21 protein-coding genes and 1 pseudogene are annotated in these 17,212 nt (G+C 58.2%); 11 read left to right on the top strand and 11 right to left on the bottom strand.

The annotated features are described in order from the left end of the window. Positions 1 to 137 precede the first annotated feature (137 nt). Positions 138 to 464: a transcriptional regulator SutA gene (gene sutA / locus U5A05_RS00900; protein WP_261740431.1), complete on the top strand. Its 327-nt coding sequence runs from the start codon at positions 138 to 140 to the stop codon at positions 462 to 464. 243 nt (positions 465 to 707) lie between these two features. Here the strand turns inward: sutA and U5A05_RS00895 are convergent, their stop codons facing one another. From U5A05_RS00895 to lptM, 6 genes are read right to left on the bottom strand one after another with little or no spacing between them, the layout of a single operon-like run. Then, a complete protein-coding gene (locus U5A05_RS00895) occupies positions 708 to 1,397 on the bottom strand; it encodes an HAD family hydrolase (protein WP_261740430.1) in 690 nt (229 codons plus the stop codon). Continuing rightward, positions 1,394 to 2,290: a tyrosine recombinase XerC gene (xerC, locus tag U5A05_RS00890; RefSeq protein WP_261740429.1), complete on the bottom strand. Its 897-nt coding sequence runs from the start codon at positions 2,288 to 2,290 to the stop codon at positions 1,394 to 1,396. Before xerC ends, U5A05_RS00895 begins: the two co-directional genes overlap by 4 nt. Beyond that, positions 2,291 to 3,007, bottom strand: coding sequence for a DUF484 family protein (locus U5A05_RS00885; protein ID WP_261740428.1), 717 nt, complete (start codon positions 3,005 to 3,007; stop codon positions 2,291 to 2,293). A 13-nt stretch (positions 3,008 to 3,020) separates the two neighbouring features. Then, on the bottom strand, positions 3,021 to 3,851 hold the full coding sequence (gene dapF, locus U5A05_RS00880; protein WP_094999749.1) for a diaminopimelate epimerase: 831 nt from the start codon (positions 3,849 to 3,851) through the stop codon (positions 3,021 to 3,023). 4 nt (positions 3,852 to 3,855) lie between these two features. After that, positions 3,856 to 5,103 carry a diaminopimelate decarboxylase gene (lysA, locus tag U5A05_RS00875; RefSeq protein ID WP_321835250.1) on the bottom strand — a complete coding sequence of 416 codons (1,248 nt, stop codon included), beginning with the start codon at positions 5,101 to 5,103 and terminating at the stop codon, positions 3,856 to 3,858. Between the two features lie 9 nt (positions 5,104 to 5,112). Beyond that, a complete protein-coding gene (gene lptM, locus U5A05_RS00870; protein ID WP_261740426.1) occupies positions 5,113 to 5,262 on the bottom strand; it encodes an LPS translocon maturation chaperone LptM in 150 nt (49 codons plus the stop codon). Between the two features lie 202 nt (positions 5,263 to 5,464). On the opposite strand from lptM, the gene cyaY reads away from it, so the two are divergent. The 3 genes from cyaY to rnk all read left to right on the top strand — a co-directional run bounded on the left by cyaY (position 5,465) and on the right by rnk (position 6,632). Continuing rightward, positions 5,465 to 5,797, top strand: a complete 333-nt coding sequence (cyaY, locus tag U5A05_RS00865) for an iron donor protein CyaY (RefSeq protein ID WP_261740425.1) — start codon at positions 5,465 to 5,467, stop codon at positions 5,795 to 5,797. After that, complete coding sequence (locus tag U5A05_RS00860; protein ID WP_261742526.1) at positions 5,794 to 6,012, top strand: DUF1289 domain-containing protein; 219 nt, start codon at positions 5,794 to 5,796, stop codon at positions 6,010 to 6,012. Before cyaY ends, U5A05_RS00860 begins: the two co-directional genes overlap by 4 nt. A gap of 206 nt (positions 6,013 to 6,218) precedes the next feature. Continuing rightward, complete coding sequence (gene rnk / locus U5A05_RS00855; protein ID WP_261740424.1) at positions 6,219 to 6,632, top strand: nucleoside diphosphate kinase regulator; 414 nt, start codon at positions 6,219 to 6,221, stop codon at positions 6,630 to 6,632. 81 nt (positions 6,633 to 6,713) lie between these two features. Here the strand turns inward: rnk and U5A05_RS00850 are convergent. Together U5A05_RS00850 and U5A05_RS00845 are read right to left on the bottom strand one after the other, a co-directional pair. After that, positions 6,714 to 7,952, bottom strand: a pseudogene (locus U5A05_RS00850) (class I adenylate cyclase); the annotation flags it as partial. Between the two features lie 36 nt (positions 7,953 to 7,988). After that, positions 7,989 to 8,237, bottom strand: coding sequence for a TIGR02647 family protein (locus U5A05_RS00845; protein WP_261740423.1), 249 nt, complete (start codon positions 8,235 to 8,237; stop codon positions 7,989 to 7,991). A 432-nt stretch (positions 8,238 to 8,669) separates the two neighbouring features. On the opposite strand from U5A05_RS00845, the gene oscA reads away from it, so the two are divergent. The 5 genes from oscA to U5A05_RS00820 all read left to right on the top strand — a co-directional run bounded on the left by oscA (position 8,670) and on the right by U5A05_RS00820 (position 12,708). Beyond that, on the top strand, positions 8,670 to 8,852 hold the full coding sequence (gene oscA / locus U5A05_RS00840; protein WP_261740422.1) for a sulfur starvation response protein OscA: 183 nt from the start codon (positions 8,670 to 8,672) through the stop codon (positions 8,850 to 8,852). Between the two features lie 66 nt (positions 8,853 to 8,918). Next, entirely contained in the window at positions 8,919 to 9,929 is a 1,011-nt protein-coding gene (locus U5A05_RS00835) for a sulfate ABC transporter substrate-binding protein (protein ID WP_261740421.1), read from the top strand. Positions 9,930 to 10,019: 90 nt separating this feature from the next. After that, positions 10,020 to 10,838 carry a sulfate ABC transporter permease subunit CysT gene (cysT, locus tag U5A05_RS00830; protein WP_261740420.1) on the top strand — a complete coding sequence of 273 codons (819 nt, stop codon included), beginning with the start codon at positions 10,020 to 10,022 and terminating at the stop codon, positions 10,836 to 10,838. Positions 10,839 to 10,851: 13 nt separating this feature from the next. Continuing rightward, positions 10,852 to 11,724, top strand: a complete 873-nt coding sequence (cysW, locus tag U5A05_RS00825) for a sulfate ABC transporter permease subunit CysW (RefSeq protein ID WP_261740419.1) — start codon at positions 10,852 to 10,854, stop codon at positions 11,722 to 11,724. A gap of 3 nt (positions 11,725 to 11,727) precedes the next feature. After that, the gene (locus tag U5A05_RS00820; protein WP_261740418.1) at positions 11,728 to 12,708 is read left to right on the top strand and encodes a sulfate/molybdate ABC transporter ATP-binding protein; all 981 of its coding nucleotides are present in this window, start codon (positions 11,728 to 11,730) and stop codon (positions 12,706 to 12,708) included. A 118-nt stretch (positions 12,709 to 12,826) separates the two neighbouring features. Here the strand turns inward: U5A05_RS00820 and U5A05_RS00815 are convergent, their stop codons facing one another. Together U5A05_RS00815 and prlC are read right to left on the bottom strand one after the other, a co-directional pair. Further along, complete coding sequence (locus U5A05_RS00815) at positions 12,827 to 13,105, bottom strand: YheV family putative zinc ribbon protein (RefSeq protein ID WP_095027602.1); 279 nt, start codon at positions 13,103 to 13,105, stop codon at positions 12,827 to 12,829. Further along, positions 13,102 to 15,180 carry an oligopeptidase A gene (gene prlC, locus U5A05_RS00810; protein ID WP_261740417.1) on the bottom strand — a complete coding sequence of 693 codons (2,079 nt, stop codon included), beginning with the start codon at positions 15,178 to 15,180 and terminating at the stop codon, positions 13,102 to 13,104. Before prlC ends, U5A05_RS00815 begins: the two co-directional genes overlap by 4 nt. Before the next feature lie 75 nt (positions 15,181 to 15,255). Here prlC and U5A05_RS00805 point away from each other — a divergent pair, with 75 nt between their 5' ends. Both U5A05_RS00805 and U5A05_RS00800 read left to right on the top strand, forming a co-directional pair. After that, positions 15,256 to 15,804, top strand: a complete 549-nt coding sequence (locus U5A05_RS00805; protein WP_261740416.1) for a gamma carbonic anhydrase family protein — start codon at positions 15,256 to 15,258, stop codon at positions 15,802 to 15,804. 22 nt (positions 15,805 to 15,826) lie between these two features. After that, positions 15,827 to 16,474 carry an HAD family hydrolase gene (locus U5A05_RS00800; RefSeq protein WP_261740415.1) on the top strand — a complete coding sequence of 216 codons (648 nt, stop codon included), beginning with the start codon at positions 15,827 to 15,829 and terminating at the stop codon, positions 16,472 to 16,474. Between the two features lie 160 nt (positions 16,475 to 16,634). Here the strand turns inward: U5A05_RS00800 and U5A05_RS00795 are convergent, their stop codons facing one another. Then, the gene (locus tag U5A05_RS00795) at positions 16,635 to 17,123 is read right to left on the bottom strand and encodes an Mpo1 family 2-hydroxy fatty acid dioxygenase (protein WP_321835242.1); all 489 of its coding nucleotides are present in this window, start codon (positions 17,121 to 17,123) and stop codon (positions 16,635 to 16,637) included. Positions 17,124 to 17,212 lie beyond the last annotated feature (89 nt).

The following is a 17,212-nucleotide window of genomic DNA, read 5'->3' as shown; positions in this document are numbered from 1 at the left end:
TCAAGCCCTCTTCACGTTACAACGCTGAAGAGGTGCAAGCCGCGGTTTGCCCAAGGCTACTTTTTCACCAGCGGCGGTCGACAGTTGCCACAGCTGGTCTATAACTAATCTGCTTTACGTATGTCATGGGGTAGAACATGAGCGACGACGATCTGGAAAATGATGACCTCGAAGTAGGTGAAGACGACGAAACCGAGGATGGCCTGGAAACGGCAGCCGAGGACGTTGCAGATGACGACGGTGGCGATGATGCTCCGGTCCCTGCGGCCAAAGGCAAATCCAAGGCTGCAGTGTCAGTCGATGACCTGCCGAGCGTAGAAGCCAAAAACAAGGAGCGTGATGCTCTGGCCCGCGCCATGGAAGAGTTTTTGTCCAAAGGTGGCAAGGTGCAGGAAGTTGAGGCCAACGTGGTGGCAGACCCGCCCAAGAAGCCTGACAACAAGTACGGCAGCCGCCCTATCTAAGGGTTAGCTGTTTGCTTGAAGAAAAAACCCGCCGTCGCTGCGGGTTTTTTTGTGGGTGATGCAAATACAACACTAATCCCTGTAGCAGCTGACTCGCGGAGCGAGGCTGCGATCGGCTGCGAAGCAGTCGCAAAATCAGACACTGCAGTGTACCCGTCAAACTCGGATCTCAGGTTTTACGGCCGCTTCGCAGCCTCGTTCCTTCGGCAACTGCTACGGAGCGTATTGCCTGCGCTGCTGGCCCTAGCCAAGTGCTTTCAACACTGCCGGTAACTCGCTCAAGCAGCCAATTTCAGCATCCGGGGCCCTGTCGCCATCCCAGTGCTTGCCACCCGGGTTGAACCACACCGCACGCAAGCCCGCCAATTGCGCCCCGGCAATATCATCGCCGGGGTGATCGCCCACATGCACCGCCGCACCCGCCGCCACGCCACCGCGCAGCAGGGCTTCGTGAAACAGGCGCGCATCCGGCTTGGCGATACCGATGTCTTCGGCGCACAGCACAAATTTGAAGTGATGCCCCAAGCCGATTCGCCGCACATCCGCGTTGCCATTGGTGACCACGCCCAAGGTGTAATCCCGGGCCAGCGCAATCAAGGTTGGCTCAGCCTGCGGGAATAGGTGCAACGCATGGCGCGCCTCAATAAACACCTCAAACGCATCATCTGCCAGCGCGGCTGCATTCTCGTAACCCGCGCCGTGCAGCGCATGGAACAGAATCCGCCGACGCAGTGCGCTGATCCGGTGCTTGAGCTGGGGTTCTTCACTCAACACCCGCTCGCGAATCGCCTGAAAATGCCCGACTTCGACAACGCCCAGTTTTGGCGCGTTCTCCATCAACCAGTCACGCAATACGGCTTCGGCGCTCACAATCACCGGTGCTGTGTCCCACAAGGTGTCGTCGAGGTCGAAAGTAATCAGCTCAATCGTCATTCACTGTCCTTACTGCGTTTGGCCCGTGGGTGGGCGCTGTCGTAGACCGATGCCAGATGCTGGAAATCCAGATGGGTATAGATTTGCGTGGTTTTGATGTCCGCGTGCCCGAGCAACTCTTGTACGGCACGCAAATCCTGGGAGGATTCCAGCAAGTGGCTGGCAAATGAATGGCGCAGCATATGCGGGTGCAGGTTCTGGCCCAGCTCACGTTCCCCGGCAGCCTTGACCCGCACCTGGATCGCACGCGGCCCAAGGCGTGTACCGCGCTGGCTGACGAACACGGCGTCGTCCTGCGGGTTGGCCAGCGCCCGCATCGGCAACCAGGCCTGTAGCGCCTCCCGGGCCTTTTTACCAACAGGTAAGACGCGAGTCTTGCTGCCCTTGCCGAGCACCTCGACCAGCCCGTCAGCCAAGTCCAACTGATCCAGATTAAGCCCGGTCAACTCCGACAAGCGCAGCCCCGAAGAATAAAACAGCTCCAGAATGGCCTGATCGCGCTGGGCCAAAAAGTCGTCCTCGACGCCCCCTTCCAGCAATTGCAGAGCACGATCGGTATCCAGGGTTTTAGGCAGGCGGCGCTCACCTTTGGGCGGGGCAAGACCGTTTGCCGGGTCGTGGTCGCACAAGCCTTCGCGATTGAGATAGTGATAAAACCCGCGCACCGCCGACAGCAAACGCGCAATGCTGCGTGAGGATTGGCCTTGCTGATGCAGACGCGATACCAATTGACGCATGCGCTGGATATCCAGTGCAGTCCAGCTGGCGATTGATTCCTTGGCGCAGAACGCCAGCACCTTGTTCAGGTCGCGGCGATAGGCCTCCAGCGTATGGGGCGACACCTGGCGCTCACTGCGCAGGTGAATGCAGTAAGCGTCCAGTTGCCGTTCCATCTAACGTACCGAGCGCAGAGCGTTGGTAAAGCGCGGTAACACCCGGCCCAGTACTTCGGCAATGTAGCCGAGGAACAACGTACCCACCGTGCTTTTGTAGTGCTGCGGATCACGACTGGCAATCGCCAATACGCCGTGCAAGCCCAGGTGATTGAGCGCCACCACGGCAGTCGAGCCAATTTGCTTACGCTGCTCTTCGCCAAACAGAAAGTCCAGTTCATGCTCGCGCAGGCTGCCGCTGACGGTTTTGCCTTCAGTCAACAAACCACCCAGCGCACGCTGTGCATCGGCACTGCTGACCCAACGCCCGACCGGCATCGGATTGTCGCCAAACAGCACCAGGCTGACAAAAGGCACCTGAAAGTCATGACGCAAGCTGTCTTCAACGGCAATCACCAGCTCATCAAGGCTGGTGGCGTCCATCAAGGCGAGGTTCAGGCGCCGGGTCTTTTCGAACAGGCGGTCGTTGTCACGGGCCACGTCCATCAACTGCGACAAGCGATGACGCATCTCGATATTACGACCACGCAACAGCTCCAGTTGGCGCTCCACCAGCGAAATTGTGTCACCACGCTGGTGCGGAATACGCAGCGCCAGCAGCAGTTCATCACGCTGGCTGAAGAAGTCCGGATGCGCCTCTAGATAAGCGGCAACGGTGCTTGCTTGCGAGTTATCCACAGGTACATCGAGGTCTGAAGGCTGCGTCTTGTCGGTCATCGGTTGCGCTCGCTCATAAACGGACTTGTCCTTCGTAAACACGCATCGCCGGGCCGGTCATGATCACTGAATGGCCAGGACCTGCCCATTCGATGGACAAACGGCCACCGGGCAAATCAAGGATCAGCGGTGAGTCCATCCAACCCTGGCTGATCGCAGCCACAGCGGCGGCGCAAGCCCCGGTGCCGCAGGCCTGGGTTTCCCCGGCGCCACGTTCCCAGACCCGCAGTTGCCCGCGCTGACGATCAATTACGTGCAGAAAACCGACATTGACCCGCGCCGGAAAGCGCGGGTGATGTTCAATTTTTGGGCCCAGCTCATGCACCGGCGCGGCGTTGATATCGTCAACACGCAATACCGCATGGGGGTTGCCCATCGACACGGCAGCCAACTCAACAGTCTGCCCGTCGACATCCAGTTCGTAGCTCAGCGCTTGCGCGTCGGCCACAAACGGGATGTCGGCCGGGACCAGACGCGGCGGGCCCATGTCGACACTGATTTGCCCATCACTGCGCACGTTCAGTTCGATGATGCCGCTTTTGGTTTCGACCTTGATCTGGCGCTTGGTGGTCAAACGCTTGTCGAGCACAAAGCGCGCAAAACAGCGCGCACCGTTGCCGCATTGCTCAACTTCGGAGCCGTCGGAGTTGAAGATCCGGTAACGGAAATCCACCTCCGGGTTGCTCGGCGCCTCAACGATCAATAATTGATCAAAACCGACGCCCGTGTGCCGATCACCCCATTGCTTGGCGTGCTTGGGCAGGATGTGCGCGTGCTGGCTGACCAGGTCGAGAACCATGAAATCATTGCCCAGGCCGTGCATTTTGGTAAAACGCAGCAACATGGGATTACTCCGGCAGCAGGCTTTCGCCAGCAAACAACTCGGCCACGGTCTCGCGACGACGTACTTCAAACGCCTGATCGCCATCCACCAGAACTTCGGCGGCGCGGCCACGGGTGTTGTAGTTCGAACTCATGACAAAGCCATAAGCACCGGCCGAATGCACCGCCAGCAGATCACCTTCGGCCAGAGCCAATTGGCGGTCCTTGGCCAGGAAATCACCGGTTTCGCAGATCGGGCCGACGATGTCGTAAGCGCGGGCTTCGGTGTCACGCGGGCGAACCGCGGTCACGTCCATCCAGGCCTGGTATAACGCCGGGCGGATCAGGTCGTTCATCGCCGCGTCGACGATGGCGAAGTCTTTGTGTTCGGTGTGCTTGAGGTACTCGACCTGGGTCAGCAGCACGCCTGCGTTGGCCACGATGAAGCGGCCCGGCTCGAACACCAGCGCCAGGTCACGCCCGTCAATACGCTCGCGCACGGCCTTGATGTAATCGCCAGCCAGCGGTGGCTCTTCATCGCGATAACGCACACCCAAACCACCACCAAGATCGATGTGACGCAGGTAAATGCCGCAATCGCTCAAGCGATCGATCAACGCCAGCAGGCGGTCGAGGGCATCGAGAAAAGGTTCGAGGGTGGTCAATTGCGAGCCGATATGACAATCGACGCCGACCACTTCCAGGTTAGGCAACTGCGCGGCGCGGATGTAGACATCTTCGGCGTCAGCGATGGCGATGCCGAACTTGTTTTCCTTGAGACCGGTGGAGATGTACGGGTGGGTGCCCGCATCAACGTCCGGGTTGACCCGCAGCGAGATCGGCGCGCGAACGCCCATTTCGGCGGCCACAACTTGCAGGCGCTCAAGCTCTTCAGTGGACTCGACGTTGAAGCAGTGCACGCCCACTTCCAGAGCACGACGCATGTCGTCACGGGTCTTGCCGACACCGGAAAACACAATCTTGTCAGCCGAGCCGCCAGCGGCCAGCACACGCTCCAGCTCACCGCGGGACACGATGTCAAAACCGGCGCCAAGACGCGCCAGGACATTGAGTACACCCAGGTTGGAGTTGGCCTTGACGGCGAAACAGACCAGGTGCGGCATGCCGTTCAGGGCATCGGCGTAAGCGTTGTATTGCGCCTCGATGTGCGCCCGGGAATAGACGTAAGTCGGCGTGCCGAAACGCTCGGCAATGGCCGTCAGCGCAACACCTTCGGCGAACAGCTCGCCGTCCCGGTAATTAAAAGCGTCCATGGTGTTCCCTTATTGGTGCTTGTGCGGTTGCGACGACTTCGCTTGGTCTTCAGGGGATTTGCTGTCATCGGGCAGATACAGCGGTCCTTTTTGACCACAGGCAGAAACAAGGCAGGCGACCGCGACGAGCGCAGCAATAGAAGAGATCAGGCGCTTCATGGCGAAATCCTTTGAAAAGCATTAATTGCGCCCGAGTATACCGAGCGCCTACCAGCTTGCCTATGCAGCAGAGCCGCCAAGCGCAAGGGCCTGTGTGAATAATCAGTAGTGTTGGCGGGCATCTGTCATGGGGTTTGCAATCGGCTTGGAGCGCCCGTATCTTGCGAGCTCCGAGCATGACTAGATATTACGAGGTTCCACCATGAGTTTGACTGAAGCCCGTTTTCACGATCTGGTCGATGCCACCCAGGAAAATCTGGAAGACATCTTCGACGACTGTGATCTGGATGTAGATGTGGAGAATTCCGCCGGAATCCTGACGGTCAAGTTTGAGAATGGCAAAGCCCTGATCTTCAGCCGGCAGGCGCCAGTGCTTCAGCTCTGGCTGGCGGCACCCAGTGGCGGTTTCCACTTCGACTACGATGAAAAGCGCAGTTCGTGGAAGTGCGATAAAACCGACGAGTTGCTCAGTGAAATGGTTCAGCGCCTGACCCTGGAACACGCTGGCGCAGAGCTGGAATTTGAAGAGATCTGATAGTGACCGCTCCTGTTAAACCTGCAAAACCGCTCTACAGCAACGTCAGTCCGGCAGTGCCGTCCCCATGCATCAGCACCTGCCGGCTGGATGAACACAAAGTCTGCCTGGGCTGTTTCCGCCACGTCGAAGATATCCGCGAGTGGCGCTCGGCAGACGACCAGCGGCGTCGGGTAATCTGTGAACAGGCTCAACTGCGCCAGATGCTCCCGTAGCAGCTGCCGCAGGCTGCGGCAGCTGCTACGAATAATCTCCAGTTGCAATCAGTTCAGGGGCAAACAGCAAAACCCCACACAGCTTGTGTATTTATTCTGCTGTGGTAGTGTCGGGGTTCGCCTCGCACTAACGAGGTTCGTCAAAACCCCGCCATTATCCGGCGGGGTTTTGCTTTTTCGTGCAGAAAAAAGGAGTCTGCCAGGTCATGAGCACCCCAACCCCACTCATCCTCACCCGCCTGGACGTACAGCGTCTGGAGCAACTCATCGACAGCTTGCCGGAAACGACTCCTGGCATTGAGGCACTGCAAGCCGAACTCGATCGCGCCGAAACCATCGTCGGCCACGAAGAAGTGCCTGCTGGCGTTGTGACCATGAACTCGCGAGTGCATTGCCGTGAAGAAAGCAGTGGCAAGGACTACCACCTGACACTGGTGTACCCGAAAGACGCCAATGCTGACGCAGGCAAGGTTTCGATTCTGGCACCGGTTGGCAGCGCGCTGCTGGGCCTGCAAGTCGGTCAACACATCAACTGGCCAGCCCCAGGCGGTAAAACCCTCAAGCTGGAACTGCTTGAAGTTGAATACCAGCCAAAAGCAGCAAGCGACTTCAGCGCATAAACCTTGTCCGCGATAGGTTCAGATCAGTCATGTCACAGCGGTAGCGCTCGATTGCGCAGCGCTGCCCCAGCTTTATTTCGGCGCGGTTGCTTGCTCCACATGAGCCAGCTGACTCAAAAACCGATAGCTGACACTCAGCTCACGGGCCAATGCCCGGCACTCATGACTGACCTGCTGCACCTCCCACTGCGAGCGACTGTCGAGCATTGCCAAGTGCAGCTCATCCCAGCCCCATTCACGGGTCAGTCGCTGCAGTAACAGATACTGCCACTGCACACCTGCTGCAACGGCACTCAGCTTGTGACCGACCTTCAGATACAGACTGCGGCGAACCAGCTCCAATCGCTGAAGATCACCACGCTCGATCAGGTAATGCTCTAGCCGGCGGTAAACCACCAGGTAGGGGTCCAGCTCATCAAGGTCCAATTGGTTGGCGTACACCGCCTGTTTGAAACTCAGACTCAGGCAACTGACTCGCGGGTGCTCGCTGGCGTACACCTCAATCAGCAACAGCTTGAGCAGCGACTTGTACGGCGACTCAATACCCTTGAACAACTGCCACAGCCCGGCGCTTAAATACTCGTCAGGGGCGATATGCGCCAGATGTCCAAGATCGATGGTTTCGTCGCCACCCACGACGCGCCTGGCCAATAGCCCCTGAGCAAATTCGGCGTACCGCGCCTCCTCATCCACCGGCACCCACCACCACATCGGCGTACGCCCTGCGAGCCAGATAGCCGTGCGATAAAACTCATCGAGCAACAATCTCTGCCGTGGCTCACCGCCCTCGTCGTTGCGCAGTTGAGCATCGATCAAAAACAAGTGTGCCTCACAGCCCTGACTCGCTGCCCAGGCTTCCAGGCGCCGACATTTCTTGCGCAAGGCCGTCAGTGCCTGATTGCCCAAGTTCGGGGCGAGACAAATCCACACGTCCATATCGCTTTGATCGGTCTGGGCCAAAGTACCGAGGCTACCCATCAGAAAAAGGCCGTGGATCGGCTGCGAAGGGCATGAGCTGCCCATGCTGCATGAAAAGCCCCGAATCAACTGCCGGGCTTCCGTCAGAGCAAGTGCATCGGGTTGATAACCCGAGACTCCGGCAGGGGTACAGTCCGACACATAACCGGGCAAGAGGGGGTGATTCACATGAAACAACAACGCCAGGAGGTTTAGTAATGCTTTCTGGCGTGGCGCCAGCCCCTCCATTGCACGGGCCAGGCGGCCCTCATTGACACTCAAAAAGCGCCCACGCATCTGCTGGAGAACCTGTCGTTCGGCTCCCTCGTTCAGTGCGGGTGTAGATAAGTGTGCCCGCGGAATCATTGATCGTTCAGATCCCGTGGGCGCGACGTGGTGTCAGGCAATTTCTTTGGATTCAACAAGGATCGTCAGCAGCGTCTGGACATTTTGGGCAGCATCGCGTCCCAGGCTTGTCAGGTAGCCGCCATCGGGTTGATCAATCAGCTTTTTTTCAAACAGGCGCTTCGCCGCAGCAATTTTTTCCGGCGCGGCATGTTGATGGATTTTCAGGCCCTCAAGAGTACTTTCCAGGTCAAACAGTGCAAGGACTTCCAGTTCGGCAACCAACTCAGGGGTAAACGACATAAAGACTCCAGACTATGCAGGAAAAGACGACAGCCGCTCTAAGGTGATCGCACTCGCGCTGACTGTCCAGCGACAGTTCCCACCTTTGTATAACAGCCTGTCGTGATAGGGCATTTGGAGTGTAGTCCGAGAACACCTGTATGCCGGGTAATTCGTAGCAGCTGCCGAAGGAACGAGGCTGCGTTCGGCCGCGTAGCGGTCGTAAAACCGGTTACTGCTGGGCTTCAGACAAAACCCGGGGGCAGAGTTTACGGTCGCTTCGCAACCGGACGCAGCCTTCGGCAGCGGCTACATACAGTTGTCCCAGCCTCTTGTTTGATCTTTCAGTTATATAAACATTCTTAAATAGTATTTTTAAGAATATCCGCACCTCACTACTATTGCCCCTACGCCAGCATCCCTGTCGGCACCCCATATTTCAGGAGCAGCACCATGAGCGTATCTCTACGTAGCGTTGACGGTCAGGACGAAGCAACCATTCTGCGGGAAATCCAGAGCGCGCTTCGAGACCTGCGCTTTGGTGCTGTTGAAATCACCGTGCACAACGCTCAGGTGGTTCAGATCGAACGCAAAGAGAAATTCCGCTTGCAGAACCCGAGTCAAAAAAACGCCTGAACCATTCAAAACGCATTCATCTGAGTGCGTTTAATAAAAATTAAGAAATGCTTTGGAGCCTCACCTATGTCCCTACGCCGTTACGCTTTGGCCGCGCTGGCCAGTGCCATTTTTGCTGGCTCCGCTGTAGCCAAAGATTACGAACTACTAAACGTTTCTTACGATCCGACCCGCGAGCTGTACCAGGATTACAACACTGAGTTCACCAACTTCTGGAAAGCCAATCACCCTGGCGACAACGTCAAAATCCAACAGTCCCACGGCGGCTCGGGTAAACAGGCTCGCGGCGTGATTGACGGCCTGCGCGCGGATGTCGTGACCCTGGCACTGGCCGGTGACATCGACGAAATCGCCAAGCTGGGTAAAACCCTGCCGGAAAACTGGCAAACCCGCCTGCCGGACGCCAGCACTCCGTACACCTCGACCATCGTATTCCTGGTACGCAAGGGCAACCCTAAAGGCATCAAGGACTGGGGCGATCTGACCAAAGACGGCGTGTCGGTCATTACTCCGAACCCGAAAACCAGTGGCGGTGCCCGCTGGAACTTCCTCGCGGCCTACGCTTATGGCCTCAAAGCCAACGGCGGTGACGAGGAGAAAGCCAAGGAATACGTAAAAACCTTGTTCAAACACGTCCCCGTGCTGGACACCGGTGCACGCGGTTCAACCATTACCTTCGTCAACAACGGCCAAGGTGACGTGTTGCTGGCCTGGGAAAACGAAGCTTTCCTGGCACTGAAAGAAGATGGCGGCACCGATAAATTCGACATTGTCGTACCTTCGCTGTCGATCCTGGCCGAGCCGCCAGTGGCTGTAGTCGATAAAAACGCCGAGAAAAAAGGCAACACCGAGATCGCCAAAGCGTACCTCGAACACCTGTACAGCCCGGCGGGTCAGGAAATCGCCGCGAAGAACTTCTACCGCCCGCGTGACAAGGCTGTCGCTGCCAAATACGCCACGCAGTTTCCGAAACTGGAGCTTGTGACTATCGACAAAGACTTCGGTGGCTGGAAGACTGCGCAACCGAAATTTTTCAATGACGGTGGCGTGTTCGACCAGATCTACCAGGCGCAATAACCTGCGGGGCGGGCCATCAGGCCATGCTGAAAGCTAGAACATCAGGCCCGCAATTGGTTGCGGGCCTCGTGCGTTAACCCAAGGACTTTTATGTCGCGTCGTATCTCCCCCGTCATACCCGGCTTCGGGCTGACACTGGGCTACACCTTGGTGTACCTCAGTCTGATTGTGCTGATTCCACTGGCAGCGATGTTCGTGCATGCCGCTCAACTGACCTGGGACCAGTTCTGGGCCATCATCACCGCCCCCAGGGTGCTGGCAGCGCTGCAACTGAGCTTCGGCACCGCCTTTGTCGCCGCCATCATCAACGGCGTTATCGGGACCGTACTGGCCTGGGTGCTGGTGCGTTACACCTTCCCGGGGCGCAAGGTCATCGACGCCATGATCGACCTGCCATTTGCCCTGCCGACCGCCGTGGCCGGTATCGCACTGACCGCCTTGTACGCGCCCAACGGCTGGATCGGCCAGTTCGCCGCCGACCTGGGCTTCAAAATCGCCTACACCCCGATGGGTATCACCCTGGCACTGACCTTCGTCACCCTGCCATTTGTGGTGCGTACAGTGCAGCCGGTACTGGCTGACATCCCGCGTGAAATCGAAGAAGCTGCCGCCTGTCTGGGCGCCAAGCCGCTGCAAGTGTTTCGCTACATCCTGGTTCCGGCCCTGCTGCCCGCCTGGCTGACCGGCTTTGCCCTGGCCTTTGCCCGGGGTGTCGGCGAGTACGGTTCGGTGATCTTTATCGCCGGTAACATGCCGTTCAAAACCGAGATTCTGCCGCTGCTGATCATGGTCAAGCTGGACCAGTACGACTACACCGGCGCCACTGCCATTGGCGTAATGATGCTGGTGGTTTCCTTCATTTTGCTGCTGGTAATCAATTTGATTCAGCGCCGCATCGAAAAACCGTGAAGGAGGCCTGACCATGTCCAACTCAACATTAAGCGCCTCATCCGCAGCCAACGCCGCCCGCCGAGGCAGCCCGCTGTCGCGGCGCCTGCTGATCGGCTTCGGCTGGTTGTTTTTCACCCTGTTCCTGTTGCTGCCCCTGCTGATCGTGGTGTCCCAGGGTTTGAAAATGGGCGTAGGTACATTCTTCGACGCCATCCTCGAACCCGACGCCTTGTCGGCCCTCAAGCTGACCATCATTGCGGTGGCGATTTCGGTGCCGCTGAACGTGGTATTCGGCGTCAGCGCGGCCTGGTGCGTAAGCAAATACAGCTTTCGCGGCAAAAGCATCCTGGTCACCCTGATCGACCTGCCGTTTTCCGTCTCGCCGGTGATCGCAGGTCTGGTCTACGTGCTGATGTTCGGCGCACAGGGCTTCTTCGGCCCGTGGTTGCAAGATCACGACATCCAGATCGTCTTCGCTCTACCGGGCATCGTGCTGGCGACCATCTTCGTCACCGTGCCGTTTGTGGCCCGTGAACTGATCCCGCTGATGCAAGAGCAGGGCACCCAGGAAGAAGAGGCCGCACGCCTGCTGGGCGCCAACGGCTGGCAGATGTTCTGGCACGTCACCGTACCCAACATCAAATGGGGCCTGATCTACGGCGTGGTGCTGTGTACTGCGCGGGCGATGGGTGAGTTCGGTGCAGTGTCGGTGGTTTCCGGGCACATTCGCGGGGTGACCAACACCCTGCCGCTGCACGTCGAGATCCTCTACAACGAATACAACCACGTTGCCGCCTTCGCTGTGGCCACTCTGTTGCTGATCCTGGCGCTCTTCATCCTGCTGCTCAAGCAGTGGAGCGAATCCCGTATTAACCGCCTGCGCGCCAGCGCCGCGGAGGAATAAACCATGTCGATCGAAGTCCGTAACGTCAGCAAGAACTTCAATGCCTTCAAGGCGCTGAACAGCATCAACCTGGATATTCACAGCGGCGAACTGGTGGCTTTGCTTGGCCCGTCGGGCTGCGGTAAAACGACCTTGCTGCGTATCATCGCAGGCCTGGAAACCCCGGACGAAGGCAACATCGTGTTCCACGGTGAAGACGTCTCGGGCCACGACGTGCGTGATCGCAACGTCGGTTTTGTATTCCAGCATTACGCGCTGTTCCGCCACATGACGGTGTTCGACAACGTCGCTTTCGGCCTGCGCATGAAGCCGAAAAAAGAACGCCCGAGCGAAACCCGGATCGCCGAAAAAGTCCACGAACTGCTGAACATGGTGCAACTGGACTGGTTGTCGGATCGCTACCCCGAGCAGCTTTCTGGCGGTCAGCGTCAGCGTATCGCACTGGCCCGCGCATTGGCGGTAGAACCCAAGGTGCTGCTGCTGGACGAACCTTTCGGCGCCCTGGACGCCAAGGTACGTAAAGAGCTGCGCCGCTGGTTGGCGCGCCTGCACGAAGACATCAACCTGACGTCGGTCTTCGTGACCCACGACCAGGAAGAAGCCATGGAAGTGGCTGACCGCATCGTGGTAATGAACAAGGGCGTGATCGAGCAGATCGGCTCACCGGGCGAAGTCTACGAAAACCCGGCCAGCGATTTTGTGTACCACTTCCTCGGTGACTCCAACCGTCTGCACATCGGCGAAGACCAGCACGTACTGTTCCGTCCGCACGAAGTGTCGTTGTCGCGTCACGAACTTGAAGACCACCATGCTGCACAGGTACGCGACATCCGCCCATTGGGTGCGACCACCCGGGTGACGTTGAAAGTTGAAGGGCAAAGCGAGTTGATCGAGGTTGAAGTGGTCAAGGACCACGACAGCCTGACCGATCTGGTGCGCGGCGAGACGTTGTTCTTCAAGCCGAAGGTGTGGCAGAAAGCGTAAACCTGTAGCCGCTGCCGCAGGCTGCGATGGGCTGCAAAGCAGCCCCGCTTGTAAATAAAAAGCGAAGGGCCTGCGGCCCTTTTCGCAGCCTTCGGCAGCGGCTACAAGTACATGGCTTTTACGGCTTTTTCAGTTTCGGATTCGGAAAAAACTGCACCGCCTGCACTTTAGGATCCGGGGCTTTTTTCAGCGCTGACGTATTAACCCGCGTACCCAATTCCTTGGGCACCGACAAACCCTGTTCATTCAACGTGTCCGAATAACCGCAGGCCACGCATTCGCGGTGCGGCACTTCGTCTTCGTTCCACATCATCAATTTGTCAGGCTCGCTGCACGCCGGGCAGACAGCCCCGGCGATAAAGCGCTTTTTGGTCACATTCACAGGTGCATCACTCATGCTGCCGAATCCTCAGTCAGGCCGCTGTGACGCAACAAGGCGTCAATCGACGGCTCACGGCCACGGAAGTCCTTGAACAATTCCATCGGGGCCAACGAACCACCACGGGCCAGAATCGCCTGGCGGAATGCCTTGCCGGTGTGAGGGTTGAATACGCCTTCTTCTTCAAAGCGCGAGAACGCATCCGCCGACAGCACTTCAGCCCACTTGTAGCTGTAGTAACCCGCCGCGTAACCGCCCGCGAAGATATGCGCAAAACTGTTAGGGAAGCGGTTGTAAGCCGGTGGGCGCATGACCGACACCTCATCGCGGATGCCGTCCAGCACCTGCGCTACGCTGCGACCGTCACCGTGGGTGGCGTGCAGTTCGAAGTCGAACAGCGAGAACTCCAGCTGACGAACCATCATCAGTCCGGACTGGAAGTTCTTGGCCGCCAGCATCTTGTCCAGCAGGTCTTTGGGCAGTGCCTCGCCGGTTTCGTAATGGCTGGAAATCAGTGCCAGACCTTCAGGCTCCCAGCACCAGTTTTCCATGAACTGGCTCGGCAGCTCGACCGCATCCCAGGCCACACCGTTGATACCGGACACGCCTGCGTGTTCGATCTCGGTCAGCATGTGGTGCAGGCCGTGGCCGAATTCGTGGAACAGGGTGGTGACTTCGTCGTGGGTCAGCAGTGCAGGCTTGCCCGCAACCGCTGGGGTGAAGTTGCACACCAGGTTGGCCACCGGGCTTTGCAACGTTCCGGCCGCAGTGCGGCGGCGATCACGGGCGCCGTCCATCCAGGCGCCGCCACGCTTGTTGGCACGGGCGTAGAGGTCAAAGAAGAAGCGGCCAATGTGCTCGCCGTTTTCCTTGATTTCAAACAGGCGAACATCCGGGTGCCAGGTGTCGAACCCTTTGATTTCGGCAATTTCAATTCCGTACAGACGCTGCACGATGGCGAACAGGCCGCCCAACACCTTGTCGATCGGGAAGTAAGCGCGCAGTGCCTCTTGGGACACGCTGTAACGCTGCTCGCGCAGTTTCTCGCCGAAGAAGCCTGAGTCCCAGCTTTTCAGCTCCGCAGTGCCTTGCTCGGCGGCGTAGGCTTGCAGTTGTTCAAGATCACGCGCAGCAAAAGGCTTGCTGCGCTTGGCCAGATCGCGCAGGAAGGTCAGCACCTGATCCGGGGTTTCAGCCATTTTGGTGGCCAGGCTCAGCTCGGCAAAGCTGCCAAAACCCAAGAGTTTCGCAAGCTCCTGACGCAGGTCGAGGATCTCTTCCATCACCGGACCGTTGTCGAACTTTCCGGCATTCGGGCCTTGGTCCGAGGCGCGGGTGCAGTACGCAGCGTAGACTTCTTCGCGCAGAGCGCGGTCTTGCGCATAAGTCATGACCGGGAAGTAGCTCGGGAACTCCAGGCTGATCAGCCAACCGTCCAGACCTTTGGCCTGCGCAGCGGCAGCCATTTGCGCCTTGGCCGAATCGGTCAGACCCGCCAGCGCGGCTTCGTCGGTGATGTGCTTGGTCCAAGCCTGGGTCGCGTCCAACAGTTGGTTGGAAAACTTGCTGCCCAGTTCGGAAAGCTTGCTCTGCACTTCGGCGTAACGCTTTTGCTCAGCCTCTGGCAGGTCAATACCCGACAGACGAAAGTCGCGCAACGAGTGCTCAAGAATAGTTTTTTGTGCCTGATCGAAATCGGCTACTTGCGGGCTGTGGGCCAGGGCTTCGAAAGCCTGGAACAACTCACGGTTCTGGCCCATCTCGGTGGAATAGGCGCTCAACGCAGGCAGGCAAGCCTCGTAGGCTTCACGCAACTCTGCGCTGTTGCACACTGCATTGAGGTGGCTGACCGGGCTCCAGGCCGCGCCCAGTCGGTCGTTCAGCTCATCCATCGCCAATACCAGGCCAGCCCATGTCGGGTTCTGGCCCTGGTCCTTGAGGATGGCTTGAATGCCGGCGCGGTTGTCGGCGAGGATCTGCTCGATGGCCGGCTGTACGTGCTCAGGACGGATCGCCGAGAACGGCGGCAGGTCGTAGGGCTGCAAAAGAGGGTTGTTCTCGCTCACGTTTGGCACCTTGGCTTGAAGAAACATTGAGCCATCTTAATTACAATCGACTCAGACCGCAGCATTGCAACGCCCTATTACGGCTAAAGAAGGAAGCTATTTGTGTCCATCCGTCCATTCCAGCAGCACACACCGACCCTGGGCGAGCGCGCCTTTGTCGACCGCTCGGCGGTGGTGATCGGCGATGTGGAGATCGGCGCCGACAGTTCAATCTGGCCGCTGACCGTGATTCGCGGCGATATGCACCGCATCCGCATCGGCGCCCGCACCAGCGTGCAGGACGGCTGCGTACTGCACATCACCCACGCGGGGCCCTTTAACCCCGAGGGCTTCCCGCTGTTGATCGGCGACGACGTAACCATCGCCCATAAAGTCATGCTGCATGGTTGCAGCGTGGGCAGCCGTATCCTGATCGGCATGGGCAGCATCGTGATGGACGGCGCGGTGATTGAAGACGATGTGATCGTCGGTGCGGGCAGCCTGGTACCACCGGGCAAGCGTCTGGTCAGCGGTTTTCTGTATGTGGGCAGCCCGGTCAAACAGGTGCGTGAGCTGACCGAAAAGGAAAAAGCGTTCTTCACCTACAGCGCCGGCAACTACGTAAAACTCAAGGACCAGCATTTGGCCGAAGGCTATCACCTGGCCGTTTAAGCCCCCTATTTTGGAGCCCTGCATGCATTACCAAAACGTATTGTTCGACCTCGACGGCACCCTGACCGACCCACGCGAAGGCATCACCCGTTCGATCCAGTTCGGCCTGAGCAAGCTGGGCATCGATGAACCTGACCTGACTAAGCTTGAGCACTTTATCGGCCCGCCGCTGCTGCAACAGTTCATGGCCACATATGACTTTGACGAAGCAAAAGCGTGGGAAGCAATGGGCTTTTACCGCGAGCGTTTCGCCGTGACCGGCCTGTATGAAAACCAAGTGTTCGAGGGCGTCACGCCGCTGCTCGAAGAGCTGGTGGCACAGGGTCGCCAACTGTTTATTGCGACTTCAAAACCGCATATCTATGCGCGTGAAATTGCTCGTCATTTTGATTTCGCCAAGCACTTCAAAGTGATCTACGGCAGCGAACTGGATGGCACCCGCACCAACAAGGTCGAGCTGATTGCCCACTTGATAAGTGAGCAAGGCCTGGACCCGGCTCAAACCCTGATGATCGGTGACCGCAAGCACGACCTGATCGGCGCCCGCGACAATGGTATGGACGCAGCAGCTGTGGGTTATGGCTTTGGCAGCTTTGAAGAGCTGAACTCGTTTGCGCCCAAGTACCACTTTGAAACACTGGCCGAGCTGCATCAGGCCTTCAAGCGCTGAAGAGCTTCGTAGCAGCTGCCGTAGGAACGAGGCTGCGTCCGGTTGCGCAGCGACCGTAGAACCTGAAATTCGGGTTTAACTGGCACACTGCAGTGTCTGATTTTACGACTGCTGCGCAGCCGGACGCAGCCTCGTTCCTTCGGCAGCTGCTACCGGAGTCTTATCTTTGCAGCGGCTGTCGCAACTCAATCTCGCGGCGCAAATCCTCGCGCCAGCCCAGCAAAAAACCCAGCTCCACCACCACAAACAACGGCCCCACGATCAGCCCGGTCAGATCATCGATAAACGCCGGCTTGCGCCCTTCGTAGTAATGCCCGACAAACTGAATCACCCAGCCCAACACAAACAACCCAACGCTCCAACCCAGCCAAGCGGCCGTGCTCAACGACGCCAGCGAATGCCCCAGCCATACCGCCAACCCCAGCAGCAGCGTCATCAATACTCCAAGCCGCAGCTCAAGGCGCAGGTAAAAAACCGCGCTTGCCAGCATCACTAACAACGCCGGTGAAACCCCTGCCCATTGCGGTCGCGACAGCAGCGCAGCCACGGCAACCACAATCAACGGGATGCCAATGAAGTGGCTGACGATATTGCGTCGGTCACGGTGATAGGCCGCGTATTGGCTCAGGTGGTCGACCAGGCTTTTCATGGTGCAGAATCCTCAAGGATCACTTTTTGGTTATAAACAAATAGCTTCTTATTCCTTAGCGAATCTAAAAACCGTCCCTATACTGACTC

It is taken from the genome of Pseudomonas kulmbachensis (genome assembly GCF_963681935.1).
In the GTDB taxonomy this organism is placed as follows: domain Bacteria; phylum Pseudomonadota; class Gammaproteobacteria; order Pseudomonadales; family Pseudomonadaceae; genus Aquipseudomonas; species Aquipseudomonas kulmbachensis.
The sequence above is the reverse complement of the archived record's forward strand: the minus strand, read 5'-3'. Positions and strand labels throughout refer to the sequence as shown.